We start from the raw sequence: 24,180 nt of genomic DNA on the forward strand, positions 1-24,180 counted from the left end.
TCAGCTAGATGCGACAAATACCATGATCGCGTACTTTCGTTGCACACGACCACCAGCCATGTATTTGGGCTGCCTGCGCAATACGCGTTGCATTATCTGAACTATCACAGAGGGCAAAGACACAGCTGCCTGAACCGCTCACCTGTGCGACAAGTGCGTGGTCCTGGTTGCTCAACCACTTCAAGACTTGAGCACACCCTTCATGTAGGCGACATGCCACAGGACCGAGATTGTTTGTTACTGCGCACACCATCTTATCGGTGTCACCTGCACGCAATGCACTCAGCATCTCATCGAGCGAACCAGCTTCAACAGGGCAGCGATCAAAGTCTGCATAAGCGGCCGGCGTGGAAACACCGTGTCCAGGCGGACGCACAAGCGCAACGGGAAGAGCATCGAGCGCAGCAAACTCCTCCGCCAGCACATCGCCCGCTCCAGCAAAATAACAGGGCTTTCCAGATAGGAAAAACGGTACGTCTGCCCCTACCTGACGCGCTACCTCGCTCACACGCACATCTGCAGTATCAATTCCCGATAGCTCGCAAAGAGCACACAATACGGCAGCTGCATCCGCAGAAGCACCGCCTAATCCAGCTTGGGATGGAATGTGCTTTTCAATATGAATTTCTACGGATGCGTCATAGGAAAACATGCTTGCAAATGCCTGCGCTGCTTTCCAGCAAGTATTTTTCTCCTGTGGTACATGTGCCGAGGGATCGCAGCTCACTGACAGGTCTTTTGCAGGCCGAACAAACACTTTGTCGGATATATCCACCGCGGTCATTACTGAATCAACGCGGTGGTATCCACGTTCATCTTTTTCTGTATAAACACCAAGATACAGATTGATTTTTGCAGGCGCCTCAAATGCAAGCCAACCATCAGAAGCAGCATATGACAACGCCGAAGCCATGCTTACTCCTGAGGCTGAATCTCGAAATCAAACAGGCGCTCGCCCGTTTCATAATTAAACAGTTCTACCGTACCGGTAAGCACATCAACATATTGGTAAGACTGGCGAGCAGTACGACCACGACGCTCCTCTACCTCAACAACAAAAAGCGACGGATGTGCATGTAAAAGGGTGCCAGAACGCTCAACAATACGACTGCGGCCCATGTTAGCCCGCACTTTAATACGATGTCCTTGAAGAGTAAGGAGCTCGTCACGGATTTGGTCTACCCGGTTAACGGGCGGCATCTCATTTTCCATTACTACCCTCCAAATACCACCGGCAAAGTCACCTATACGCCGATGGAAAGGTCATAGTTAGCCAAACAAGCATCTTACAAAGTTGTTTGCCACGTCTCAACGGATTTTGAGATTCCCCACGCCAATATCACGAACACCGTCCATCCCGTTGTACACTCCCAACTGAAAAGAATCTACACTGAGCCATATCTCCTCAAACGGAAGATGAAAGGCCACAAGGAGGAACCATGCATCAAGCACGGGTTACGCATGTTTTAGACAATCTCGACAAGCTCGGCTTGTCACAAATGCTTATAAACGATCCGCTTGCCATCTTTTGGCTTACGGGATACTACACCGAGCCATATGAGCGGTTTTTCGGCCTCTACCTTTCCCAAAATTCTGAACCCATCATGTTCTGCAACCGTCTCTTTCCGGATGCCTCCAGCGCTTGTGACAAGGTCATTACCTTCACAGACACCGACAACCCCATAGCTCTTGTTGCGGAGGCATGCGACCACACCGCTCCTCTCGGCATTGATAGAACACTCAATGCCGGTTGGCTCTTGCCGCTTATGGATTCGGGTGCAGCCCAGAGCTACCGCTTGGGATCTCCTGCAGTAGATGCAGCACGTTCTATCAAAGATGCCGACGAATGTGACGCTATGCGACGCGCGTCTCAGATCAATGATCAAGCCATGGATTGGCTTGCTTCTCAGCTCCATGAAGGCGTAACGGAAAGAGAAATTGCCGAAGGCCTTCTTGGAGAATATCGTCGTCTTGGTGCAGATGGTTTTTCGTTCTCCCCTATTGTGAGTTTCGGCGCAAATGCCGCAGATCCGCATCATGAGCCGGATGATACGCAACTGGTTGCTGGAGAAATGGCTTTGTTTGATGTGGGATGCAAACTCGATGCCTATTGCTCAGACATGACTCGAACTTTCTGGTTTGCCGGCAAAGAAGGAAAAGAACCTGACGAGCTCTCCCGCCGCGTCTACGAAACAGTTCGTGCAGCCAACGAAGCTGCTGAACGCATCATTGCCCCTGGTATCACGTTTGCCGAAATAGATCATGCCGCACGTTCCGTCATCGAAGACGCTGGCTGGGGCCCTAACTTTACTCATCGTCTTGGCCATCAAATTGGACTCAAGGAACACGAACCGGGCGACGTGTCAGCTTCACACAATGAGCCGGTACAGCCGGGCCAGATTTTCTCCATTGAACCAGGCATTTATCTTGAAGGATCCATCGGTGTACGCATTGAGGATCTTGTTATTGTTACAGACGATGGCTGCGAGATTATCAACTCTTATCCAAAAGAACTCACCATCGTACGGTAGCAATTTCATGGTGTAGTTTCTATCGCTCCGGGTATAAGGAACAGGCTGGGTAGATCGAAAAGAGCGGAGGCAGTATGAAAAACAGTATTGCAGGAGAACTCGCCCTTGTCACCGGTTCTGGAAGTGGCATTGGTCAGGCCCTTGCATTGCGTTTGGCTCAGCTTGGAGCTGATGTCATTTTGGTTGGCAGAACCGCTGCAAAATTAGAGCAAACTGCCAACAGCATCGCTCAACTTTCTGCAACAGACGATGTTACCCCCGGTAAAGCTCATATTATGGCGTGCGATATTACGGACGCAGATGCTATTACCGACCTGGTAAAAACTGTTGAGAAGGATTTCGGACATCTCGATATTCTGGTTAACAACGCAGGCGTATTGGTGAGCAAAACGCTCGAAGAAACAACAACGGAGGAGCTTGACGCCATCCTTAGCACCAATATCCGTGCACCGTATCTTTTGTGTCGCGAGTTTTTGCCCCTGCTGCGCAAGTCCAAAGCCGCCGAAATTATCAATATCTGCTCGACGGTTGCCCACGTTGGATATGCTCAGCAATCTGCCTATGCAGCAAGTAAGCATGCACTGCTTGGCATGAGTCAATCGCTTGCCCGTGAGGTTTACGAAGAGGGCATTCGCGTGCATGTTATTTCGCCCGGCGGCGTTCTTACCGACATGATTGCCGAGGCACGTCCCGATCTCGCAGGCGTACCCATGATTGTGCCCGATGATATTGCTGATGCACTTGAGTTCTTTGTCACCCATCGTACCGACGGTGTGATAGACGAAATTCGCCTACATCGCTCAACAAAAGAGCCGTTCTAATAAGAACTGTTCTTATAAAAAAGGAATGCCCACCGAGAAATCGGTGGGCATTTTACGTTTACAGAAGTGCGAGGGCTTCCTCATCTGCTACCACTACACAGTTGGTATGCAGCTGCAAAATGGAAGCAGGACAGCTTGGCGTAACAGGACCAGCACACATGTCATGCACGGCCTGAGCTTTGGCTGCACCACTGGCAATAACAAGAATCATACGCGCATACATAATGGTCTGAACGCCCATGGTGTAAGCCTGTCGTGGCACATCCTCAATACGGTCAAACAAACGGCTATTAGCCTGAATGGTTGACTCAGTTAAATTGACGCAATGCGTGCCTTTGGAAAAATGGTCGTCCGGCTCATTAAAACCAATGTGACCGTTATTGCCGATACCGAGAAGTTGCAGATCGGGGTAGCCCGCAGCAGCCACGATCTTATCGTATTCTGAGCATGCTTCCTCTGCATTGGGATTTGATCCGTCAGGAACATGGGTATTAGCAACATTAATGTTGATGTGATCAAAGAAGTTCTCACGCATGAAATGATGATAGCTCTGAGGATCGTCATGAGAGAGGCCGCGATATTCATCGAGGTTATAGGTGCTCACCTGTGAAAAGTCAATGTCGCCCTTCTTGAACCAGTCAATCAACTGATGGTAGGCACCAATAGGAGTGGTTCCTGTTGCAAGGCCAAGAACAGAGTTAGGCTTAAGAATCACCTGAGCCGAGATGATGTTAGCAGCCTTACGGCTCATATCGTTGTAATCCTTAGCATGGATAACCTTCACGGCATGTCCTTTCACCTAGGGAACTAATTAACCACGCGTCTCCACAATGCGCTTGGAAAGCTCTTGCAGCGCATGGAATCGGTGAGAGATAGCGTTTTTCTCCTCAGGGGTGAGCTCGGCCATGGTACGACCCGGCGTGTCATCGGGTAAGAACAAGGGATCATAGCCAAAACCATGAGTTCCCTTAGGCTCAAAGCCAATACGCCCCTCACAGTTACCTTCACCTGTTAGATAGCTGCCATCTGGCCATACCAGCACCACGCTGGAATGGAAACGAGCAGTGCGCTTCTCCTCAGGCACTTCTGCCATAAGGCGCATAAGCTTTTCATTATTGCGCGCGTCATCTCCATGAACACCCGCCCAACGAGCACTCATAATGCCCGGCTCACCATCCAAAGCATCAACCACAAGACCAGAGTCGTCAGCAACCGCCGCAAGACCCGTCTCTTCGAGGGCGGCACGTGCCTTAATCAGCGCATTTGCCACAAAAGTGTCGCCATCTTCCACAGGATCAGGAAAATCTCCCAGCTCTCCCAAGGCAACAAATCTCACATCCGAAAGAACCGGAGCAAGAATAGCCTCAATTTCTGTGACCTTATGAGCATTGCCAGTAGCTACAACCACAGTTTTCTGCGGGTCAAGTTCCGCCTTATCGATATGTGCCATAGTCTCACTCCGTCCCATTAAGCCCGAAAGCCCGTAACTTCGTTCTGTAAAGCGACAAGGCGCGCGATTGCATCCTGCCCCATATCGAGAAGCGCATTGAGACGCTCTCTATCAAAAGGCGTACGCTCTCCCGTACCTTGAATTTCAACGATGCGCCCATCATCAGTGCCCACAAGATTCATGTCTACTTCAGCCTGCGAATCTTCTGGATAATCGAGGTCAAGCAAGAGTCGACCGTCCACCATGCCCATAGAAATAGCTGCTACCTGGCCTGTTAAAGGCAGACGAGCAATACGGCCAGCTTGCACCCAGGCAAGGAGCGCGTCGTGCAGTGCAACCCAAGCACCGGTAATTGAGGCAGTGCGTGTGCCACCGTCTGCTTGTATGACATCGCAATCAACCGTAACTGTAATCTCACCAAGTGTCCGGAGGTTTACTACGGTTCGCAAGCTTCGACCAATAAGACGCTCAATCTCCATTGAGCGACCTTTCCTCGCAGGCGTTTCGCGCTTTGTCCTCCGTGAGGTAGAAGCGGGAAGCATAGCATATTCCGCCGTCACCCATCCCGCATGAGCACCTTTGCGCCACCGAGGAACATCTTCTTCGATCGTTGCGGCGCACAATACACGGGTATCACCAAATTCAGCCAGGCAGGAACCCAACGCATTTTTCATGACATTGCGTGTAAGCGTAACCGGCCGCATTTCATTTTCTGCACGCCCATCTCGACGCTCTCGCGCACAGCTATCAGCCATGCGAGCCTCCTTTCTTTGGTGCACAGTTAAGCGAGATCAGTTATTTTAGGCGCCAGCTCACTCAGCGTGGCAAGATCTATATGCTCAATAGAATCAAGCGCATGTCCAAAAATAAAACGCCCCGCAACAGCAAACGCCGTAATATCATCCGAGGTTGTAGCAAATCGATACATCGGCTCGCCAGCAGCACCTCTGCTACTCTTGTCCGATGCTGCAAGTTCATCTCTGCGCTCAAGAATTTGTCGCACTTCAGAGGCAGTCTCTTCTGCAGAACTTACTACACGCACACCATCCCCAAGGGCCGCGCGAATCTCTGGGGCTAACAAGGGGAAATGGGTGCAGCCTAAAACAACCGTATCTATCTTGTGATTGCGCAGACTTGCAACATCTTCTGCAACAACTTCGCGTATAGCCTCGGTATCAAAGATTTCTTTATTGCGCATCCAGTCTTCATGCAAATGGTTTCCTGAAGCAAGCTCATGTTCAACTATTTGCACAAAACGCGGGGTAGCCTGCTGCACAACCGTAACACCAGCATCCATAGCATGAATAGCACGTTCATATGAGCCCGATGCAACCGTACCTTCCGTGGCCAATACGCCTACACGCCTTGAACGTGTAGCCTGTACAGCCGCTCGGGCACCAGGGGCAATAACGCCTATAACAGGCATTGGAAGTGTTTTTTGCAACATGGGAAGAGCCGCAGCCGTTGCCGTGTTACACGCAATTACGAGCAGCTTCACATCGCGCGCCGCAAGCCAGGTGCCCACCTCAAAGGCAAACTGACACACTTCTTCTTGTTTACGAGGACCATAGGGACAACGCTTTGTGTCTCCTACATAAAAGATGGGTTCTAAGGGCAATTCTGCAGAAATAGCACGCGCCACCGTAAGGCCACCAAGGCCCGAATCAAACACGCCGATGGGCTTGCTGCTTGACATGACGTTCCCTCCTCGCAGCCCACCGCGATGTTTCGCGGCAAAAAAGCCCGACCGGCAGAACCGGCCGGGCTTTGAAATTCCCTGGTGGGCGATGAGGGATTCGAACCCCCGACCTTGTGCGTGTAAAGCACCTGCGCTAGCCACTGCGCCAATCGCCCAATACGAATTGGTAGTCTAACACAGACTGCCACCAAACCTCAAACCCCATCTTTTTATCATTTGTATAACCTTTGATTACCGGACCCGTCAAAACACTTTGAGGCATAAGTGCTATCTGGTCGCCTATACTTAATCCTATGAATACCATTACTTTAGCCCAGCTCGTAAGCACGCTTGAAGAAGAGAATCTTCTTGTCAAAGCTCCTGCAAACGAAATGCTGGCCACCACCATAGCAGGCGCTGCCTGCGATTCTCGCGTTGTTCGCCCTGGCAACCTCTTTATTTGTAAGGGCGTTGCGTTTCGTTCCAGCTTTTTAGTTGCCGCTCAAAAGGCAGGAGCAGTCGCTTATCTCTGTGATGAAGCTCATGCTCAAGAGTTGCACGACATTCTCCCCGACATGCCTGCGCTTGTCGTAAACGATGTTCGTCGAGCTATGGCGCTTGTTTCTGCAGACGCCTGGGGACACCCCGATCTTCACCTTGATGTTCTTGGCGTAACAGGCACAAAGGGTAAGTCGACTGTTGCATACATGGTGCGCTCGATTCTGGAAGGCAACGACCCCTATTCACGCGCAGCCATCATGGGCTCCATCGAAACGTATGACGGCATTGAGCATGAAGAGAGCCATAACACCACGCCTGAAGCACCCGACCTTTGGCGTCACCTTGCCAATGCTGTAAAGTCCGGTCATAACCCTGTGGTTATGGAGGTTTCGAGCCACGGATTGAAATACGACCGCGTACTCGGCCTTCATCTGGCTATTGGCGGATGGCTCAATATTGGGCGTGATCATATTTCTCCAACAGAGCACCCCAACTTTGAGGATTATCTTGAAAGCAAGCTCAAGATTTTCTCGCTTTCTCGCATTGCTGTCATAAACCTTGGAACAGATTATTTAGGTCGCGTTCTTTCTGCTGCCCGTCAGTGTGAGAAGGTTGTTACCGTAAGTGCTCATGGCCCTATTTCTGCTGGCGTTGCTGCTGATTATTGGGCCTCTGATATAACTCCTTCTTTTGGAAGCATTTCTTTTGTCGCCCACACACCTCGCTGGACGGAGCGCATCACCCTTGGTATGGCAGGCCTTTTCAATGTTGAAAATGCGCTTATCGCCATTGCCTTCGCCGATCTTATTGGCGAATCTTTAGATGCCATCTGCGATGGCCTGGCGCTTGCACGGGTCCCAGGCAGAATGGAGATCTCCCCTGCATCCACGCGCCACGTCATTGGTCTGGTGGATTATGCCCACAATAAGCTTTCCTATCAGCGCTTCTTTGAGTCTGTAACCAAGGAATTTCCCAACAGAAAAATATCGGTTGTTCTGGGAGCACCTGGAGGAAAAGCACAAGAACGTCGTCATGAGCTTCCCGAAGAAGCCGCAAAATGGGCCGACCTTCTCGTCTACACCGAAGAAGATCCCGGCAGAGAGCGCGTTGAGGATATCTGTGCCGAAATGGCAGCCAATACACCGGAAGGGCAGGATTTTCGGGTCATTTGCGACCGTACTGAAGCCATTCGCTATGTAACACAATTGGCGCAGGAATCGCAGGATGATTGGCTTGTCTGCCTTCTGGCAAAAGGCGACGAAACCGATCAACATGTAGGGGAAGAATTTGTCCCCATGGTGCCTGATGGTGATGTTTTTGCCCGCGCCATGCGTGAGTTTGCCCAAGAAACCGAAGAGACCGCGTAGCAAGGAGCCCCCATGGAGTACTGCTCGTTCCCCACCGGCAAGCCCCAAGGAGAAATGGCAGAGCGACTCGCCAAAATCTCTTACGTCATTACCGACCTCGATGGAACGATGCTTACAGGTGCAAAAGCCACCGTCGACTCATCAGGACGTCCCTCAACAGAGCTTATCGAAGTGCTTGTGGAACTCGAACGGGCTGGTATTGAAGTTGTTCCTTGCTCCGGGCGTAATCGCTCGATGATTTTTGAAGACGCCCGTATCTTGGGTCTTCATTCTTGGATCGCTGAAATGGGCGGCCTTATTTGCACAAAATCTGGCAGTCAGCCGGAGTGGACTTACTACACCGGCGATATGCCCTACAACCCGGATTCATGGAAAACGCCGCACGATCTTATCTGCGAGACCGGCGTTATTGACGAAATCCTCGAACACTGGCGTGGTCACATGGAGTGCTACCACGACAACTATATTGGCTTTGAATACCGTGAAGTTACCGTAGCCATGCGCGGAGATGCCGATCCTGCCGATGTACAAGTATTCCTTGATCACAGTGGCCTGCCACTTTATATGGCAGACAACGGCTATGTCAGGCGTATCAATGGCTCAACCACTCTTGAAAATGTGGATATGAAACACCCTCAGGGTATACATACGTATCACATTATGCCGAAGGGACTCACTAAAGGAACGGGCATTCGCCGCTATGCGGAACTGCGCAACATCAGCCCCGATGAAATGATTGCTTGCGGTGACTCTCCCGCCGACTGCGAAATGGCAGACTATGTTGGCAGCTTCCTTTTCATGAGAAACGGCCTCGATCATCCTCTTGCTGAAAAAGAGCTTGCCATACACAACAATATTTGGGTTTCAAATCTTCCATCAACTGATGGATGGTGCGACGCAATGCGCACCTTGCTCGCCGCTCACGAATAGCAAACGGCGAGCAAGAACCTTTTTAAGCGAGACGATCTACGCCATCGCGTGAGACGCGAGCAAAGAAGTGCGGAATGGGCGCTGGCTCTTCTTCACGGAGCTCATAGGCTTCGCGAAGAATACGCTCACCCTCATCAAGGCGAGCTTCATCCGCCGCATAAAGCGTGGCCATAAGATCGCCCTTTTTCAGGTATGCGCCAGTTTTTGCTGCAAGCATAATCCCTGCAGCAGGGTCAATAGCATCTTCTTTCGTTGCTCTGCCAGCACCGAGTGCTACAGAAGCAATGCCAGTCCGCTCGGTATCCATAGTAAATACCCAGCCCGATTCGGTTGCGCGCACCTCTCGGGAGACCTTTGGCTGAGCAAACAATGAGTAATCATCGAGCGCACGAGAGTCGCCACCCTGGGCCTCAACCATCTCATGCAGCTTGACAAACGCTTCACCATTGTCAATTTGGCCACGCGCCAAGTCGCGACATTCTTCGAGCGAGGCTTTTCCCGCAAGGAAGAGCATGTTAGCGGCAAGCTCTATGCACGTCTCTGTGAGATCTTCAGGTGCTACGCCCTTGAGTGTGTCACACGCCTCCATGACTTCAAGCGCATTGCCGATAGCATTTCCAAGCGGACGGCCCATGTCAGTGATAAGTGCAACGGTTGTACGTCCAACCTCTTCGCCGATTTCAACCATGGCCTGCGCCAAGCGAATGGCATCTTCTGGCGTCTTCATAAACGCACCGCTGCCACACTTCACATCAAGCAGGATCTTATCTGCCCCGGCGGCAATCTTTTTACTCATGATGCTCGAGGCAATTAAGGGAATGGAATCGACTGTTGCCGTAACGTCACGCAAGGCATAGAGCTTCTTATCAGCAGGAACAAGATTGCCTGTTTGACCAACAACAGCACAGCCTACGGTGTTAACAATCTCAAAGAAGCGATTGAGATCAATATCGATCGAAAGACCAGGGATAGACTCGAGTTTATCGAGCGTACCGCCCGTGTGGCCTAAACCACGTCCACTCATTTTGGCAACCGGCACACCAAGAGAAGCAACGATGGGCGCCAAGACAAGGGTTGTTTTGTCTCCTACACCACCGGTTGAATGCTTATCTACCTTAATGCCTTTAATACCGGAGAGGTCCATCATGTCTCCGGAATGTGCCATATCCATCGTAAGGCGTGCTGTCTCACGTGCATTCATGCCCTTATAAAAGATGGCCATACAAAGCGCAGCGGCTTGATAGTCAGTCACATCGCCTGAAACATAGCCGTTAACGAAGAAATCAATCTCTTCGTTGGTGAGCTCACCGCCATCGCGCTTTTTCTCGATAACGTCGTACATTCTCATAGGTATACGCCTTCATTCTTTTGCTCATCTAAGCTTTTAAAGAAAACCCGACACAACCGCTTCGGCCGTGCCGGGTTCGGTTAAACGCACATCTAACGTTGTTTAATGGGCAGCTTGTGCCGGAGCAGGCTTGTCCAGATCCTCAGGCCCAAATCCCATTGGCAACAGGTCTCGGAGCAGATAAGGCTTCATCTCATCTTCGCTGCGAGCCAAGATGATACGGAACGAATCTGGATCACAAAACTCGCGCATAACCTGGCGACACACGCCACAAGGGGCGCACCATTCAGAAATGGGCTTGCCTTCTGGACCGCCTACCACAGCAATAGCACGAAAATCCCTCACGCCATCAAATACTGCTTTGAAGAAGGCTGTTCGCTCGGCACAATTGCTCGGCGTATAGGCAGCATTTTCAATATTGCAGCCCTGATAAACCGTGCCATCGCCTGTAAGCAGAGCAGCTCCAACAGCAAAGTGCGAATACGGAACATACGCATGCTCTCGAGCCGCTATTGCAAGCTGTACCAGTTCCTTATCGTCCATACGTCGTCACCCGTTCCTACCTACTGCCTTTTATGTACGGCACACCATCGGCCTTAGGTGCAACAGAACCACCAACAAAGAAGACGAGAACTGCGATGGTCATGACGTATGGCAGCATAGCCAGAATCTGCGATGGAATGGGGAATACGCCACCGCCAAGCATAATGACAAGCGCTTGTGTGAAACCAAACAGCATGCATGCGCCATAGGTTCCATGCGGTGTCCACTTGCCAAAGATTACTGCAGCAAGTGCAATGAAGCCCTGGCCAGCAATGGCGGTTTGCGTGAACTGGGAAATAATTGCCAGCGTCATGGACGCACCACCGAAGCCTGCAAGCACACCTGAAATAACAACGCAGATAAAGCGTGTTGCCGACACATTAATACCCAAGGTATCAGCCGCTGCTGGATGCTCGCCCACGGAACGAATACGCAGGCCCCATTTTGTCTTATACAGCACGAACCACAATACTACGCAGCAGATAAGACCGAGCAGCACTGTTACGTCGATATCAAGATTTCCCAATGCCCCTGGAAGAGAACCGGAGCTGATAAGTTTCGGAAGCTTGGGAACAATCGGAGACATGGCCGCACCATCAAAAAGCATACGACATCCGAACAGAGCGAAGCCAGGAGCAAACAGGTTGATAGCCACACCGGAAACAGTCTGATCACCGACAAGGAGAACAGAAGCAATTGCATGAAGCGTAGCCACTAATCCTCCTGCAACACCAGCGGTAAGCAGGCCTACCCAAGGGTTGCCAGAAAGGAAGCTGCCTGCGACACCAGCAAAGGCGCCGATGGTCATCATGCCTTCAATACCAATGTTGGTAACACCCGAGCGTTCTGAAATAACGCCAGCCATTCCGCCAAATACGAACGGCGTTGAATACATGAGTGTGATGCTGATAAGCATTACAAGACTACCGATCATTGTCTGCCTCCTTTCTGCTTACATCATCCTGAGCGTCTGTAGCATCTTCTTCTCCAGGAGGACTTACTCGCGACGCCTTCGCAGCAGCATCCGCGTCTGCGTTTGTCTTGTCAGCGGAGGTGTCTGCAGATCCTGATTGAGATGAAGTTGCGTCTTCTTCATCTACGGCTACAGCATCTGTTGCTTCTGCCATCTGGGCTTCGCCAATAGTGAGTGTGCGCCTATGTTCAATGCGATCGGCAATAGCTGGAACGATTCCACCCAACGCCATGAAGAACACGATGGTGCCGATCATAATGTCAATGACCTCAGAAGGAGCGCCCAAGGTCTGCTGGACAGTTTGTCCGCCAGAGATGAGGCCAGCAAACAAAAGTGATGCAGGAATACACCCAATAGGAGAGCAGCCCGCAATAAAAGCAACTGAAAGGCCGTTAAAACCATTGTTCTCAAAGGCCGCAAGTGTCGAAATGGCATGAGGCTGCGTACCAGTAATTGAAAGGGCACCAGCAAGACCGCACAGGCCACCAGAGATAGCCATGCAGAGCACAATGTTTTTGCTCACACTAATGCCGGCAAACTGAGCTGCATCACGGTTGAGGCCGACGGCACGAATCTCATAACCAACTTTTGTACGCGTAAGCAACCAAGCAACAACAAAAGCAGCAATCACGGCAATGACAATGCCAAAGTTGACATCTGTTCTTACCAGGAAGTCACGCAACCAAGGAATCTGAGAAAGCGTGCTCAGGCCCTCATCGGAAAGCTTCCATTGCGGCAACACCATGGTATAGCTCGACTCATTTACCATGATTGAGCCCGTGGAGTTCGCGCGATGGAACGTATCGGTTGAAACGATAAAGTTGCAAAAATACAAAGCAATCCAGTTGCACATGATGCTGGTAATTACTTCGTGGATGCCAAAGCGCGCTTTAAGCCAACCAACAAAAGAGCCAAGCAAGACGCCGCCAAGAGCGCCTGCCAAGATTACAAGAGGAATCTGCAAAGGAGCAGGAAAGTTGAGTTGGGAGCCCACCATCATGGCAAATACGGTGCCCACAATGTACTGACCCTCAGCACCAATGTTGAAAAGACCCGCTTTATAGGCAAATGAAATACCAATGCCACACAGCAAAAGAGGGGTTGCCTTAATAATGACATTGGAAATGTAATTCGGACGACCGAGTGCGCCTTGGAAAAGCGCCGCGAAAGCCTCAATGGGGTTAAAGCCCGCCACGCCCAACACAATGGCTGCAACAAAGAAGCCGATGATAATAGCGACGATGGCAGAGGTAATAGGCTTCTTGAGAATCTTAGTAAAGACCGTCATTTGCTACCACCTCCAGCCATAAGGAGACCGATTTGCTGCTCATCAACCTCGCCTTGTTTAAACGAGCCTGCAATAGCTCCGTCATAGATAACTTCAATTCTGTCCGACACGCTCATGACCTCGTCAAGCTCAAGTGAAATGAGCAGAATTGCTGCACCGCGGTCACGCTCGCGCACAAGCGCCTTATGTACGAATTCGATAGCGCCAACGTCCAGGCCGCGTGTTGGTTGGATAGCCACCAGAAGATCCGGCTCACGAGAAACTTCACGAGCAATAATGGCCTTCTGCTGGTTACCGCCGGAGAGTCCACCCGCTTCATGATCTTCGCAATCATCGGGACGGATGTCGTATTCCTTAATAAGCTCACGCGTAAATGCACGCATGGCGTCGTAATCGAGCTTAATGCCTTTACCAAAACGCTCTTCATCGTGCGTATCGAGCACCATGTTCTCAGCCACGGTAAAGGGTAAGACCATACCCCAACGCTGACGGTCAGCAGGAATGGTAGCTACTGAGTGATTCAGAACATTTTTAATTGAAGTGTTCTGAATCTCAGTGCCGTTGATAGAAATTGTGCCTGACTCTACCTTAGTAAGGCCATCAAGCGCATTTGCAAGTTCATCCTGACCATTACCGTCAATACCGGCAATGCCTACAATTTCGCCTGCATGAACTTGCAGAGAAAGACCGCGGACCTTCTCAATGCCTCGGTCATCTTTTACATGCAGATCATCAATTGAAAGTACGAGCTTGCCCGGATGAGCTGGTGCTTTTTCAACAACAAACTCAACATGACGACCAACCATCTTGGAGGCAAGCTCCTCTTCGTTGGTCTCAGAGACATTTACCGTACCCATATATACGCCACGACGAATAATGGTGCACACATCAGCCGATGACATAATCTCCTTGAGCTTGTGCGTAATGATAATGATCGTCTTACCCTTACGTACAAGGTCATGCATGATCTCGATAAGCTTCTCGATCTCCTGCGGTGTAAGCACTGCCGTAGGCTCATCGAGAATAAGTGTTTCAGCTCCGCGGTAGAGAACTTTGAGGATTTCTACGCGCTGCTGCATGCCTACTGAAATATCTTCAATCTTGGCATCGGGATCAACTTCGAGACCATATTCCTCGACGATTTTGGTCACTTCTTCGCGTGCACGTTTGGGATCCAAGATTCCCGCTGCACCACAAACCTCATCGCCAAGAACAATGTTCTCGGTTACGGTGAAATTCTCAACAAGCATAAAGTGCTGGTGGACCATACCGATGCCATGTTTAATTGCCTCGGTTGGATTTGAGATATTCACCTTCTCACCATTGAGGTAGATTTCGCCCTCATCGGCCTGATAAAGGCCATAAAGGACGTTCATGAGCGTACTTTTACCCGCTCCGTTCTCCCCCAAGATGGCATGGATTGTTTGCTTCTTTACATCGAGCTGGACCTTATCAAGAGCTTTGAAAGATCCAAATGTCTTGGTAATCCCGTGCATCTGAACTGCATATTCAGAGCTTACTTCCATGTGCCACCTCCCTCTCACTAGTCTTTAGCAATCGGGGGACCCCTATATAAGGTGTCCCCCGACGCCCGAGCTCAATGCCCAACTTTAAATTGTTAACCGCAGCGAGCGTGACGGGACCGTCGCAGCGGCACTACAGCCGTAAAGCTTACAGGGAGGCTACGTACGTGTTGTACTCTTCCTCATTTGCCGGCGGAACGATGTCGCCATTCTTAATCTGCTCTTCGATCTCCATCGCGGCGTTGTAAATTTCATCACCATACAGAGCGTGATCCTCAGGAATGCCAACGCAGTCCTCAGTAAGGCCAAGTGTGACGTTAGGATCTGCAAGCTCGCCGTTAATAATCTGGTTAGAAACATCAACAACAGCTACGTTGACGCGCTTAAGTGCAGAGGTAATGACATTCTCGGGCGCGAGGTGATTCTGGTCCATATCAACGCCAATAGCATATTTACCAGCCTCGGCAGCAGCCTCAATAACGCCAGTGCCGGTGCCACCTGCTGCATGGAAGACAACGTCGCAGCCATTGGAGAACATGGACTGAGCGATAGCCTTGCCACGGGCAGAGTCGGAGAAGGACTCGGCATACTGGGCCTGAACCTGGACGTTCGTGCCGTTTACGGAGTTGGCATAGGCAACACCGGCCTTGTAGCCATACTCGAACTGGTCGATAACGTCAGAGGAAATGCCGCCAACATAGCCAACATTGCCTGTCTTAGAGAACGAAGCACCGATATAACCAACGATAAACGAAGGCTCCTGAGCACGGAACTGAACGCCTACGATGTTTTCTGCATCAGAGGGATTCGCATTGTCGATAATGGCGAACTTAATATCAGGGTTGGTCTGAGCGCAGGTAGCGATAGCGTCTGCCATTGCAAATCCAACGCCCCAGATAAGAGCGCAGCCATCGTCTACGCAACGATCAAGGTTGGGGGCATAGTCTGCTTCCTGAGTGGACTCAAGATAGCCAACCTCCCAGCCGTTCTCCTCGCCAAGCTGCTGAAGGCCTGCCCAAGCAAGCTGGTTGAAGGACTGGTCGTTTACGCCGCCGGTATCGGTAACCATCTCAATTTTGACGCTATCACCAGAAGCGGAACCCGAGTCTCCGCCACTGCAGCCCGCAAGACCAGCCATCGTTGCGGCGGCAGCAGCAACGCCAGCGCCCTTCACGAACCCGCGACGTGACACGTTCTTGAGATATCCCATAACGCACACTCCTTACTCTTTCCGGCATCCGCGTCGTGCGCGGCCACCCTCCTTGAAGACAGGTCGTCCCGTCCTCTCCACACGAGCCAAAAGCTCGCACCATAAACAACTTCTATTATTATTCACTTATTGTTGCAAGCTCGAGAGCAACTTCCATCATCTGGGTGAACGATGTTTGACGCTCTCCAGCTGGTAGTGACTCACCCACAAGGGGAAGGTCAGAAATGGTAAGCAGGCAGAGTGCTTGCTTGTGAGCCTTCATAGCATTCAGATACAGTGCAGCAGACTCCATTTCCACGGCCAATACGCCCATGTTTGCCCATTTGCGTGAGACCTCAGGATCAGCATAAAACACATCTGATGATAGAATATTTCCGACCTTATAAGGCACGTTAATCTTTTCAGCAGCCTGCGTCGCACGACGCAATAAATCCCAGCTTGCGATAGGTGCAATAGTGCCTGGTAGCTCAAACTGAGCGGCATAGTTAGAATCGGTGCAAGCACCCATACCGATAACTACATCGCGCAGCTCTACATCTTCTGCCAGACCACCAGCCGTACCAATACGAATAATCGCATCCACATCGTAGAAGTTATAAAGCTCATACGAATAAATTGCGATTGAAGGAATGCCCATACCGGAGCCCATTACTGAAACGCGCTCACCATGATAGGTGCCGGTGTAGCCAAACATATTGCGCACCGTATTGAAGCACTCGGCATCCTCAAGGTAATTCTCAGCAATAAATTGAGCGCGCAGAGGATCGCCTGGCATAAGTACCGTTTTTGCAATCTGTCCCTCTGTGGCCGCATTGTGCGGAGTGGGTGTAGTTGCCATAAATTACTCCTCCACTATTTCACGTACATGAGACGTACCAACCCCAAGTGCTGGCGCACCAAGATAGTCCAAAATTGTTTCGGCTACATCAGCAAATGTTGGGCGGGTGCCCAAATTCACTCCCGGACGTACGTGCTGACCATATATGAGCCACGGCACATATTCACGAGAATGATCTGTTGAAGGCGTTACCGGGTCACAACCATGGTCGGCGGTAATCATGAGCAGGTCATTCTCTCGCAATCCAGCGCAAATCTCCGGAAGCTTTGAGTCAAAGTATGAAAGCGCCGTTGCATATCCATCAGGATCATTACGATGGCCATACACCATGTCAAAATCTACGAGATTGGTGAAGCACAGGCCATTAAAATCACGATCAAGCCGCTCAATAGTGCGATCAATGCCTTCGGCGTTTCCGGACGTAAACACAAAGTCAGTAATGCCGCGATGGGCAAAAATATCGTAGATCTTGCCTACGGACAAAACGTCATAGCCCACGTCCAAAAGAACATCGAGCATCGTTGTGCCCGTGGGTTCCAACGAGAAATCGTGTCGACGAGAAGTACGCGTAAAATTACCAGGCTCACCCACAAATGGGCGGGCGATAACGCGTGCTACACCATGTTCACCCGTTAGAATGGAACGAGCAATCTTGCAGTATTCATAAAGCTGTTCAACTGGGACAATATCCTCATGAGCAGCAATCTGGAATACGCTATCTGCTGAGGTATATACAATCAGGTCGCCCGTCTTCATATGTTCTTCGCCATAGTCGCAAATCACATCAGTACCGGAATAAGGCTTATTGCAGAGCACGCCACGATCTGTCTCGCGCTCAAATGCCTCAATAACCTCTGCGGGGAAACCATCTGGATACGTTGGGAACTTGCGTGGCGAAATTACACCCGCCATCTCCCAATGGCCGACGGTTGTATCTTTACCCTTTGAAGCTTCCTGCAGACGTGCATATGCCCCCTTGGGGTCCTTGGCAGGAGTGAGATCCACATCATAGGGACTCTCAAGTGCGCCGTCGATATTGAGCAAGCCAAGCTCTGTCATATGAGGAATAACAAGCTTGCCGCTTGTGGCACAAGCGCAAAGTGTATTGCTTCCCTCGTCACCATAATCTGCAGCATCCGGTTCCGCGCCTATACCAAAGCTATCAAGGACGATGAGAAAAACTCGCTTGGGGTTCCCCATTCATCTCACCTCTTCTTTATTTCGCGGCCATCCGATCCTTCGAACTATCACTTGTCTATTCTAAAGAATTGTTTAGCTCTCTGGAGGGAATATTTCGGGCACTCTAAACGTCCAATCGGTTCATTACCACAAGAGAAAGTAATCCAGTTCTCCGAATGGCACCTCTTATTCCGTGAACGGATACTTTATTTGAAACCTCCGAATTGCATTTTTCTCTTTTTTGCTGAACACCTGTTGGCATAGCTTATTTCCTGGTATTTATTTCAGTTTTAAGAAATTCGAAATTGTGCTTTACAGACCTAATTCAATTTCGTAAAATCAGCGCAAGACATAGACAAACATTTACTTTTCTTAATAAATGTTTGCTACAAACAAATGACTACTTTTCGCAACGGAGGTAAAAATGGTCACGGAGCGCGAGCGCCAAATCCTCGAATGGATTCGCGAAAATCCTTCCATTACCCAAAAAGAGATTGCAGACCGCGCGCAAATCTCTCGCTCTTCCGTTGCTGTTCACATCTCTAATCTCATGCGTAAAGGTGCAATTCTTGGGCGCCAGTACGTGCTCTCAGAAAAGCCATATGCGGTTGTTATCGGTGGCGCCAATATGGACATTGCTGGAAAACCACAGCGGCCTTTGGTGGCGCATGACTCCAACCCCGGAACAGTACGCCTTTCCCCTGGCGGTGCTGGACGCAATATAGCTCACAACATGGCACTGCTTGGCTGCGATGTTCATTTCATCTCAGCCTTCGGAGATGACGGTCATGCACGCGAGCTTCAAGAGAGCTGCCGAGCAGTAGGAATCGATGTCACTGATTCCATTACCATTCCCGGAGAGGCCACGAGTACCTATTTGTTCATCATGGATGAAACTGGTGATATGGAACTCGCTATCTCCGATATGGGCATTTATGACAAACTTGTTCCTCAGCTGCTTGAGCGAAAGCTCGATCTCATCGAACGTGCCGCCATTTGTGTTGTAGACACTAATATCCCTGCCGAAACACTTCGTTGGCTCGCTGAGCACGTTACAACACCTTTGTACTGCGATCCGGTTTCCACCGCCAAAGCACCTAAACTACGCGGCGCTCTAGGGCGTTTTCACACGCTTAAGCCCAATAGACTCGAAGCTGAAGTGCTCTCCGGTATTGCCATTCATGACGAAGAGTCTCTCAGGCTTGCTGCAAACAAATTGCTCGATACCGGGCTTCAGCAAGTATTTATCTCCCTCGATACCCGCGGTCTTCTCTGCGCCGATCATGAGCAGCAAATACTGCTTCCCATCATGCCAAGCAACGTTGTCAATGCAACCGGTGCCGGGGATTCCATGATGGCAGCCATCGCATGGTCTGCCCTCGAAGGAGAAGGTCTGAGGGCACAGGGTCTTGCCGGACTTGCCACCTCTTCTCTTGCTGTGGAATCTGCCGCTACGATCAATACTGAGATAACCGCAGATAAGGTGCGTGAGCGCATTGCCCATGCGCATCAGGATTAATGTTGTCAGCAACAGTCTTTTTTAGTAAAGACTGCAGCATAGTATGTGAGTAAACATGGCCGAGTAACGGCCTGACGGAAGGAGTACCAATGCAGAATCTCAACAAGTTCCTCGACATCTCTCCCGAGGTTCAGCAGGCACTTGACGAAGGTAAGCCAGTCGTCGCACTTGAATCCACCATTATTTCTCACGGCATGCCCTATCCGCAGAATAAGGAGACCGCTCTTAAGGTTGAGCAGATTATCCGCGATAATGGCGCAATTCCTGCCACCATTGCTGTTATTGGTGGACGTTTGCGCGTTGGCCTCTCGCCTGAAGAGATCGACTATCTCGGCAAGAAGGGTCATGACGTAACCAAGGCTTCTCGTCGCGATCTGGCAGTTTTGTGCTCCCGCGGCATGGACGGAGCCACCACTGTTACCACAACGATGATCATTGCTCATATGGCAGGCATTGAAGTCTTCGCTACCGGTGGCATAGGCGGCGTTCATCGCGGCGCCGAAACCACCATGGACATCTCTGCTGACCTCGAAGAGCTTGCTAATACTCCTGTAATGGTCATTTGCGCTGGCGCAAAATCCATTCTCGATCTTGGTCTCACCCTTGAGTTCCTCGAGACGCGCGGCGTACCTGTTCTTGGTTATCAGACCGAAGAGCTCCCTGCCTTCTATACGCGTCACTCGGGCTTCTCGGTAGACTATCGCGTCGACACCCCCGAAGAGCTTGCTCAGATCTTCCACACCAAGCGTGAGATGGGTCTCAAGGGCGGCGTACTCGTTGGCAATCCTATTCCTGAAGAGTATTCGATGGACAAAGCCACCATCGATGCTGCTATCGATCAGGCTATTGCTGAAGCCGAAGAGCAGGGCATCCACGGCAAGGAAACCACGCCATTCTTGCTTGCTAAGGTCTCTGAGCTGACTGGTGGCGATTCTCTCGATTCAAACATCCAGCTCGTCTTTAACAATGTTGCCCTTGGCGCAAAGACTGCTGTCGCACTTCGTGCCATTGAGCAGTAAATGATCGCCTCTTTATAGTTGCTCGTTTCACCGGCTGCGCCCCCTGGTGCGGCCGGTTTTTCTTTAAGCTGCTCTTATCAAACTTGTTGGCATACCATTCGCCGATAAAATATTGCCTTTCATCACAAAGTTGAATTTTTATTATTTTTTCAGGACATATGTCCTCGAAAGTCCACTTTCATCTCCTTAAAATGTGGGCAAATCACGTGTTATGGCATGAGATTTGCCCAAAACGGTGTAGACCTTTCGCATACAAGCGTGGTGCAAGCAATATGCTGGAGGACAGCATGGACGTACTTACCTACATCTCAGCATTGGATCCGCAAGTGCGTGATGCTGTGCTGCCTTGGGTGAGCCGCATTCCTGCTGGTGTTCTTTCACGCGCCCATCTTGTTCGTCTCAACCGCGGGGAAATTCTTGTGCACATGCTCGACAGATGCACTCGTGTTTATCTGCTTTGTTCTGGTCGTGTTCGCACGACGACACACGGAGTTTCCGGCTCCACTTTTGCAATTGACGAGTTTGAGGCTCCGGCTGTCTTTGGGGAGATGGAAGTTCTTTCGGAAAGCCCGCTTTTCCACGGCTCGCTCATTGCATTAACCGACTGCGAGTTCATCTCTGCACGTCGTGATGATTATCTTGCTTGGCTCAAGTCCGATCCCGAGGGACTTCTTGCTCGTTCTCGCTCGGTTGTGAAAAGCCTTTTGCGTCAATCGGGAACTGAGCGCGACCTTATGGGATGGACCGGAGTTAAGCGTCTCATGTTTGTGCTGTGCCAGTATTGTCGGCAGCAGAGCAAAACAGGTGATGTAGTTATTAAGGCATCTCGCAGCGAGCTGGCTGAGAAAGCTAATGTAAGCACTAAGACCGTGTCGCGTTCTTTGGACGAGTTAGAGCAGCGACATATGCTCCATCGTGAGGGGCACAAAATCGTTATCGACCAGGAGGCACGTGCGCGCCTGGATAGCGAAATACAGCACGAGTTCGAAACGGGCCTGTCGCAGGGCAAATAGAAGGAGGAGCTATGAGCGTCGATAAAAGCACTGAAAAAGAGTACTTAGACATTATTACGGCAAGCAATCTCACCTATAAGCAGAAGCTGCTTCATCTTGCCCAAGCTGCTGAGAACAACTGCAATCCCATTAAGACAACCAAAGAGTTCGATAAATTCTTCGCCGCTCGCGGCCTCGATGACATGACCGAGGGCAAGGCTCCTTATCGTCCTCGCTACATCTGCCCCAACTATGGCCTGTTTGCCGAGCAGGGTTCTGAATTCCTTCGTCTCGACAAGCCTGAGACACTTGACGACCTGCTTTGGGGCCTTGCCATGCTATATGACAACGTACCTTCTGTCACCAGCCGTCCTGTCTACTGTGGCCAGCTCGATAAGATCATCGATCCGTTTATTACCGACATGGACGACGACGAGGTGCTTCCTCGCCTCCACCGTTTCCTGAACTACATTGATCGTACCGTAGCTTCTGGCTACTGCCACGCCAACATTGGCCCTGAGGATACCCGCGCCGGACGCCTGCTGCTTCAGGCCATGATTGACACACAGAACGCATGCCCCAACCTCACCATGAAGTATGACCCCAACATCACACCTGATGACTTCATGATTCTCTGCATTGAGGCTGCCATGAAGTGCGCTAACCCCGCCTTCGCAAACCATCCCATGCACGTAAACACCTATCCCGGCGACTACACCGTCGTAAGCTGCTACAACGTTTTGCCACTTGGCGGCGGTGCCTACAGCCTCGATCGTCTCCTGCTCCCTGGCCTTGCTCGCATGTCCTCGAGCGTAGACGACTTTATGAACAACATCCTCCCCTCTGCCACCGCTGAGCTCTGCAACTACATGAATGACCGCATTCGTTTTGAGGTTGAGCAGTCTCACTTCTTCGACTCTTCATTCTTGGTGAAGGAAGGCCTGCTGAGCCGCGACCGCTTTACCGCTATGTTCGGCGTAGCTGGTATGAGCGAGTGCATCAAGGAGCTGCTGCACTTCGGTGATGATCGTGCCTATGGCACCGATCCTGAGGGCAATGAGCTCGCCCAGCAGATTTGCCAGAAGATCTATGACCAGGTCAACGAGTTTGATGCTGTTTACTCAGAAGTTGCTGGCGGCCGCTTCACCCTGCATGCACAGGCCGGCTTTGCCGATCAGGTGGGCATCACACCGGGCGTTCGTATCAAGGTTGGCGACGAGCCTGAGGTCTTCTACGATCACATCCGTCAGTGCGCAAGCATGCACAAGTACTTCAACGCAGGCGTTTCTGACATCTTCCCCGTTGAACCCACCGCTGAGAAGAACCCCGAGGCTATTCTCGACGTCATCAAGGGCGCCTTTGCTATCGATGACAAATACCTCTCCTTCTACTCCTCCGATTCCGACCTCGTTCGCATCACTGGCTTCTTGGTCAAGCGTTCCGAGATGGAGAAGTACGCTCGCGGCGAGGCAGTTCTTGCCGACACCTCTCACGACGGTGAGGGCAACTGGCGCGCCAACGACCTTGCCGACCGTAAGGTTCGCTTGTAAGTCTTATGGCTACGTTTAAGTCCCGTTGCGCCTTGCGCGTAGCGGGGCTTTTCTTTACCTCAATGCAGGGGAGGGCATATGTCTGCGCATGTTCCTGTTAACAATATCATTCCATTTTCCCTGGTAGATGGCCCAGGTGCTCGTACATCCATTTTCGTTCAGGGCTGCAATATTCATTGCGCTTATTGTCACAATCCTGAGACGCAACGCCTCTGCGTGGGATGTGGCACATGCGTAAAAGCGTGCCCCACCAATGCGCTTTCCATTGTTGCTGGCGCCGTTGAATGGGATCCTGATAAGTGCGTTAAGTGCGACACCTGCATTAATGTATGTCCCAATCACTCTTCGCCACGTATCAAATATCTCACGGCAGAGGATGTGTTTGAACAGGTCAGCGGGTACGCGCCATTCATTCGTGGCATTACATGCTCGGGTGGCGAATGCATGCTCTACCCCGATTTTATGTATGAGTTGTTCCAAAAGTGCAAAGCCGCAGGCATTGGCACACTCATTGACTCAAACGGAACAATTGATTTTGCCAACTACACAGATCTGCTCAATGTGGCAGACGGTGTCATGCTTGACGTTAAATCGTGGGATGATGATTGGTTCTGCAAGCTTACGGGAACAGATGGAAAAATGGTTCGAAAGAACCTCGCCTACCTCTCCGAACACAACAAGCTTGAGGAAGTTCGCGTTATCGTTACCGAAGGATGGAACGATCCAGAAGATGCTGTACACGGCATAGCCGATACCCTTGGCGAGCGTGTAAGCTCAACCCGTATTCGTCTCATGCGTTTCCGCGTATTTGGCGTTAAGGGCCCCATGGCAACCGCTCCTTCTCCTTCCGATGAGCGAATGGATGCTATTGAGGCTCTTGCGCACGAACTTGGCTTTGGCAAAGTCGTTGTAAGCTAGCT

At 50.9% G+C, this 24,180-nt stretch carries 23 protein-coding genes and 1 tRNA gene; 9 read left to right on the forward strand and 15 right to left on the reverse strand.

Translation table 11 applies throughout. The features are described 5' to 3' along the window. Positions 1 to 4: 4 nt before the first annotated feature. Together ispE and ACQY6Y_RS02580 are read right to left on the reverse strand one after the other, a co-directional pair. Positions 5 to 913, reverse strand: coding sequence for a 4-(cytidine 5'-diphospho)-2-C-methyl-D-erythritol kinase (gene ispE / locus ACQY6Y_RS02575; protein WP_428378747.1), 909 nt, complete (start codon positions 911 to 913; stop codon positions 5 to 7). A 2-nt stretch (positions 914 to 915) separates the two neighbouring features. Next, entirely contained in the window at positions 916 to 1,212 is a 297-nt protein-coding gene (locus tag ACQY6Y_RS02580; RefSeq protein ID WP_428378748.1) for a Veg family protein, read from the reverse strand. 227 nt (positions 1,213 to 1,439) lie between these two features. Between ACQY6Y_RS02580 and ACQY6Y_RS02585 the strand changes: the two genes are divergently transcribed. Next, on the forward strand, positions 1,440 to 2,531 hold the full coding sequence (locus ACQY6Y_RS02585; RefSeq protein ID WP_428378749.1) for a M24 family metallopeptidase: 1,092 nt from the start codon (positions 1,440 to 1,442) through the stop codon (positions 2,529 to 2,531). Between the two features lie 74 nt (positions 2,532 to 2,605). Continuing rightward, the gene (locus ACQY6Y_RS02590; RefSeq protein ID WP_428378750.1) at positions 2,606 to 3,352 is read left to right on the forward strand and encodes an SDR family oxidoreductase; all 747 of its coding nucleotides are present in this window, start codon (positions 2,606 to 2,608) and stop codon (positions 3,350 to 3,352) included. Between the two features lie 58 nt (positions 3,353 to 3,410). Here ACQY6Y_RS02590 and nagB read toward each other — a convergent pair whose 3' ends face one another. The 5 genes from nagB to ACQY6Y_RS02615 form a co-directional block, all read right to left on the reverse strand. Further along, positions 3,411 to 4,136 (reverse strand): glucosamine-6-phosphate deaminase, encoded by a 726-nt coding sequence (nagB, locus tag ACQY6Y_RS02595; RefSeq protein ID WP_428378751.1) that lies wholly within the window; start codon positions 4,134 to 4,136, stop codon positions 3,411 to 3,413. Positions 4,137 to 4,163: 27 nt separating this feature from the next. After that, on the reverse strand, positions 4,164 to 4,802 hold the full coding sequence (gene rdgB / locus ACQY6Y_RS02600) for an RdgB/HAM1 family non-canonical purine NTP pyrophosphatase (protein WP_428378752.1): 639 nt from the start codon (positions 4,800 to 4,802) through the stop codon (positions 4,164 to 4,166). 17 nt (positions 4,803 to 4,819) lie between these two features. Next, positions 4,820 to 5,557 (reverse strand): ribonuclease PH, encoded by a 738-nt coding sequence (gene rph / locus ACQY6Y_RS02605; RefSeq protein WP_428378753.1) that lies wholly within the window; start codon positions 5,555 to 5,557, stop codon positions 4,820 to 4,822. A 26-nt stretch (positions 5,558 to 5,583) separates the two neighbouring features. Next, on the reverse strand, positions 5,584 to 6,498 hold the full coding sequence (gene murI / locus ACQY6Y_RS02610; protein WP_428378754.1) for a glutamate racemase: 915 nt from the start codon (positions 6,496 to 6,498) through the stop codon (positions 5,584 to 5,586). Between the two features lie 82 nt (positions 6,499 to 6,580). Beyond that, positions 6,581 to 6,656 (reverse strand) — tRNA-Val (locus ACQY6Y_RS02615). 138 nt (positions 6,657 to 6,794) lie between these two features. Between ACQY6Y_RS02615 and ACQY6Y_RS02620 the strand changes: the two genes are divergently transcribed. Together ACQY6Y_RS02620 and ACQY6Y_RS02625 are read left to right on the forward strand one after the other, a co-directional pair. After that, positions 6,795 to 8,348, forward strand: a complete 1,554-nt coding sequence (locus ACQY6Y_RS02620) for a Mur ligase family protein (protein ID WP_428378755.1) — start codon at positions 6,795 to 6,797, stop codon at positions 8,346 to 8,348. A 12-nt stretch (positions 8,349 to 8,360) separates the two neighbouring features. Continuing rightward, positions 8,361 to 9,278 (forward strand): HAD family hydrolase, encoded by a 918-nt coding sequence (locus ACQY6Y_RS02625; protein ID WP_428378757.1) that lies wholly within the window; start codon positions 8,361 to 8,363, stop codon positions 9,276 to 9,278. Between the two features lie 22 nt (positions 9,279 to 9,300). On the opposite strand, the gene ACQY6Y_RS02630 is transcribed toward ACQY6Y_RS02625, so the two are convergent. The 8 genes from ACQY6Y_RS02630 to ACQY6Y_RS02665 all read right to left on the reverse strand — a co-directional run bounded on the left by ACQY6Y_RS02630 (position 9,301) and on the right by ACQY6Y_RS02665 (position 18,201). Then, positions 9,301 to 10,626, reverse strand: a complete 1,326-nt coding sequence (locus tag ACQY6Y_RS02630) for a pyrimidine-nucleoside phosphorylase (protein ID WP_428378758.1) — start codon at positions 10,624 to 10,626, stop codon at positions 9,301 to 9,303. Positions 10,627 to 10,728: 102 nt separating this feature from the next. Next, the gene (locus ACQY6Y_RS02635; protein ID WP_428378760.1) at positions 10,729 to 11,169 is read right to left on the reverse strand and encodes a cytidine deaminase; all 441 of its coding nucleotides are present in this window, start codon (positions 11,167 to 11,169) and stop codon (positions 10,729 to 10,731) included. 16 nt (positions 11,170 to 11,185) lie between these two features. After that, positions 11,186 to 12,103 carry an ABC transporter permease gene (locus tag ACQY6Y_RS02640; RefSeq protein WP_428378761.1) on the reverse strand — a complete coding sequence of 306 codons (918 nt, stop codon included), beginning with the start codon at positions 12,101 to 12,103 and terminating at the stop codon, positions 11,186 to 11,188. After that, positions 12,093 to 13,430 (reverse strand): ABC transporter permease, encoded by a 1,338-nt coding sequence (locus ACQY6Y_RS02645; RefSeq protein ID WP_428378762.1) that lies wholly within the window; start codon positions 13,428 to 13,430, stop codon positions 12,093 to 12,095. The genes ACQY6Y_RS02640 and ACQY6Y_RS02645 overlap by 11 nt, the downstream gene beginning before the upstream one ends. Then, positions 13,427 to 14,956, reverse strand: coding sequence for an ABC transporter ATP-binding protein (locus ACQY6Y_RS02650; RefSeq protein ID WP_428378763.1), 1,530 nt, complete (start codon positions 14,954 to 14,956; stop codon positions 13,427 to 13,429). Before ACQY6Y_RS02650 ends, ACQY6Y_RS02645 begins: the two co-directional genes overlap by 4 nt. Before the next feature lie 145 nt (positions 14,957 to 15,101). Further along, positions 15,102 to 16,163 (reverse strand): BMP family lipoprotein, encoded by a 1,062-nt coding sequence (locus ACQY6Y_RS02655; protein ID WP_428378764.1) that lies wholly within the window; start codon positions 16,161 to 16,163, stop codon positions 15,102 to 15,104. Positions 16,164 to 16,281: 118 nt separating this feature from the next. Continuing rightward, positions 16,282 to 17,001 (reverse strand): purine-nucleoside phosphorylase, encoded by a 720-nt coding sequence (deoD, locus tag ACQY6Y_RS02660; RefSeq protein ID WP_428378765.1) that lies wholly within the window; start codon positions 16,999 to 17,001, stop codon positions 16,282 to 16,284. 3 nt (positions 17,002 to 17,004) lie between these two features. Further along, the gene (locus tag ACQY6Y_RS02665) at positions 17,005 to 18,201 is read right to left on the reverse strand and encodes a phosphopentomutase (protein WP_428378766.1); all 1,197 of its coding nucleotides are present in this window, start codon (positions 18,199 to 18,201) and stop codon (positions 17,005 to 17,007) included. Positions 18,202 to 18,604: 403 nt separating this feature from the next. Between ACQY6Y_RS02665 and ACQY6Y_RS02670 the strand changes: the two genes are divergently transcribed. The 5 genes from ACQY6Y_RS02670 to ACQY6Y_RS02690 all read left to right on the forward strand — a co-directional run bounded on the left by ACQY6Y_RS02670 (position 18,605) and on the right by ACQY6Y_RS02690 (position 24,178). Then, entirely contained in the window at positions 18,605 to 19,699 is a 1,095-nt protein-coding gene (locus tag ACQY6Y_RS02670) for a PfkB family carbohydrate kinase (protein ID WP_428378767.1), read from the forward strand. 89 nt (positions 19,700 to 19,788) lie between these two features. Further along, complete coding sequence (locus ACQY6Y_RS02675; protein WP_428378768.1) at positions 19,789 to 20,718, forward strand: pseudouridine-5'-phosphate glycosidase; 930 nt, start codon at positions 19,789 to 19,791, stop codon at positions 20,716 to 20,718. A 287-nt stretch (positions 20,719 to 21,005) separates the two neighbouring features. Then, the gene (locus tag ACQY6Y_RS02680) at positions 21,006 to 21,731 is read left to right on the forward strand and encodes a Crp/Fnr family transcriptional regulator (protein WP_428378769.1); all 726 of its coding nucleotides are present in this window, start codon (positions 21,006 to 21,008) and stop codon (positions 21,729 to 21,731) included. A gap of 11 nt (positions 21,732 to 21,742) precedes the next feature. Next, complete coding sequence (locus tag ACQY6Y_RS02685) at positions 21,743 to 23,260, forward strand: YjjI family glycine radical enzyme (protein WP_428378770.1); 1,518 nt, start codon at positions 21,743 to 21,745, stop codon at positions 23,258 to 23,260. A gap of 78 nt (positions 23,261 to 23,338) precedes the next feature. Beyond that, positions 23,339 to 24,178, forward strand: coding sequence for a YjjW family glycine radical enzyme activase (locus ACQY6Y_RS02690; protein WP_428378771.1), 840 nt, complete (start codon positions 23,339 to 23,341; stop codon positions 24,176 to 24,178). Positions 24,179 to 24,180: the final 2 nt, after the last annotated feature.

The organism is Olsenella sp. Marseille-QA0557 (assembly GCF_965119725.1).
Classification (GTDB): domain Bacteria; phylum Actinomycetota; class Coriobacteriia; order Coriobacteriales; family Atopobiaceae; genus Coprovicinus; species Coprovicinus avistercoris.

Bases quoted from the DNA above. Each gene is read 5' to 3' on its own strand.
- ispE (WP_428378747.1), bottom strand. From the start codon at position 913: ATGGCTTCGGCGTTGTCATATGCTGCTTCTGATGGTTGGCTTGCATTT.
- ACQY6Y_RS02580 (WP_428378748.1), bottom strand. From the start codon at position 1,212: ATGGAAAATGAGATGCCGCCCGTTAACCGGGTAGACCAAATCCGTGAC.
- ACQY6Y_RS02585 (WP_428378749.1), top strand. From the start codon at position 1,440: ATGCATCAAGCACGGGTTACGCATGTTTTAGACAATCTCGACAAGCTC.
- ACQY6Y_RS02590 (WP_428378750.1), top strand. From the start codon at position 2,606: ATGAAAAACAGTATTGCAGGAGAACTCGCCCTTGTCACCGGTTCTGGA.
- rdgB (WP_428378752.1), bottom strand. From the start codon at position 4,802: ATGGCACATATCGATAAGGCGGAACTTGACCCGCAGAAAACTGTGGTT.
- rph (WP_428378753.1), bottom strand. From the start codon at position 5,557: ATGGCTGATAGCTGTGCGCGAGAGCGTCGAGATGGGCGTGCAGAAAAT.
- murI (WP_428378754.1), bottom strand. From the start codon at position 6,498: ATGTCAAGCAGCAAGCCCATCGGCGTGTTTGATTCGGGCCTTGGTGGC.
- ACQY6Y_RS02620 (WP_428378755.1), top strand. From the start codon at position 6,795: ATGAATACCATTACTTTAGCCCAGCTCGTAAGCACGCTTGAAGAAGAG.
- ACQY6Y_RS02625 (WP_428378757.1), top strand. From the start codon at position 8,361: ATGGAGTACTGCTCGTTCCCCACCGGCAAGCCCCAAGGAGAAATGGCA.
- ACQY6Y_RS02630 (WP_428378758.1), bottom strand. From the start codon at position 10,626: ATGAGAATGTACGACGTTATCGAGAAAAAGCGCGATGGCGGTGAGCTC.
- ACQY6Y_RS02635 (WP_428378760.1), bottom strand. From the start codon at position 11,169: ATGGACGATAAGGAACTGGTACAGCTTGCAATAGCGGCTCGAGAGCAT.
- ACQY6Y_RS02640 (WP_428378761.1), bottom strand. From the start codon at position 12,103: ATGATCGGTAGTCTTGTAATGCTTATCAGCATCACACTCATGTATTCA.
- ACQY6Y_RS02645 (WP_428378762.1), bottom strand. From the start codon at position 13,430: ATGACGGTCTTTACTAAGATTCTCAAGAAGCCTATTACCTCTGCCATC.
- ACQY6Y_RS02650 (WP_428378763.1), bottom strand. From the start codon at position 14,956: ATGGAAGTAAGCTCTGAATATGCAGTTCAGATGCACGGGATTACCAAG.
- ACQY6Y_RS02655 (WP_428378764.1), bottom strand. From the start codon at position 16,163: ATGGGATATCTCAAGAACGTGTCACGTCGCGGGTTCGTGAAGGGCGCT.
- deoD (WP_428378765.1), bottom strand. From the start codon at position 17,001: ATGGCAACTACACCCACTCCGCACAATGCGGCCACAGAGGGACAGATT.
- ACQY6Y_RS02665 (WP_428378766.1), bottom strand. From the start codon at position 18,201: ATGGGGAACCCCAAGCGAGTTTTTCTCATCGTCCTTGATAGCTTTGGT.
- ACQY6Y_RS02670 (WP_428378767.1), top strand. From the start codon at position 18,605: ATGGTCACGGAGCGCGAGCGCCAAATCCTCGAATGGATTCGCGAAAAT.
- ACQY6Y_RS02675 (WP_428378768.1), top strand. From the start codon at position 19,789: ATGCAGAATCTCAACAAGTTCCTCGACATCTCTCCCGAGGTTCAGCAG.
- ACQY6Y_RS02680 (WP_428378769.1), top strand. From the start codon at position 21,006: ATGGACGTACTTACCTACATCTCAGCATTGGATCCGCAAGTGCGTGAT.
- ACQY6Y_RS02685 (WP_428378770.1), top strand. From the start codon at position 21,743: ATGAGCGTCGATAAAAGCACTGAAAAAGAGTACTTAGACATTATTACG.
- ACQY6Y_RS02690 (WP_428378771.1), top strand. From the start codon at position 23,339: ATGTCTGCGCATGTTCCTGTTAACAATATCATTCCATTTTCCCTGGTA.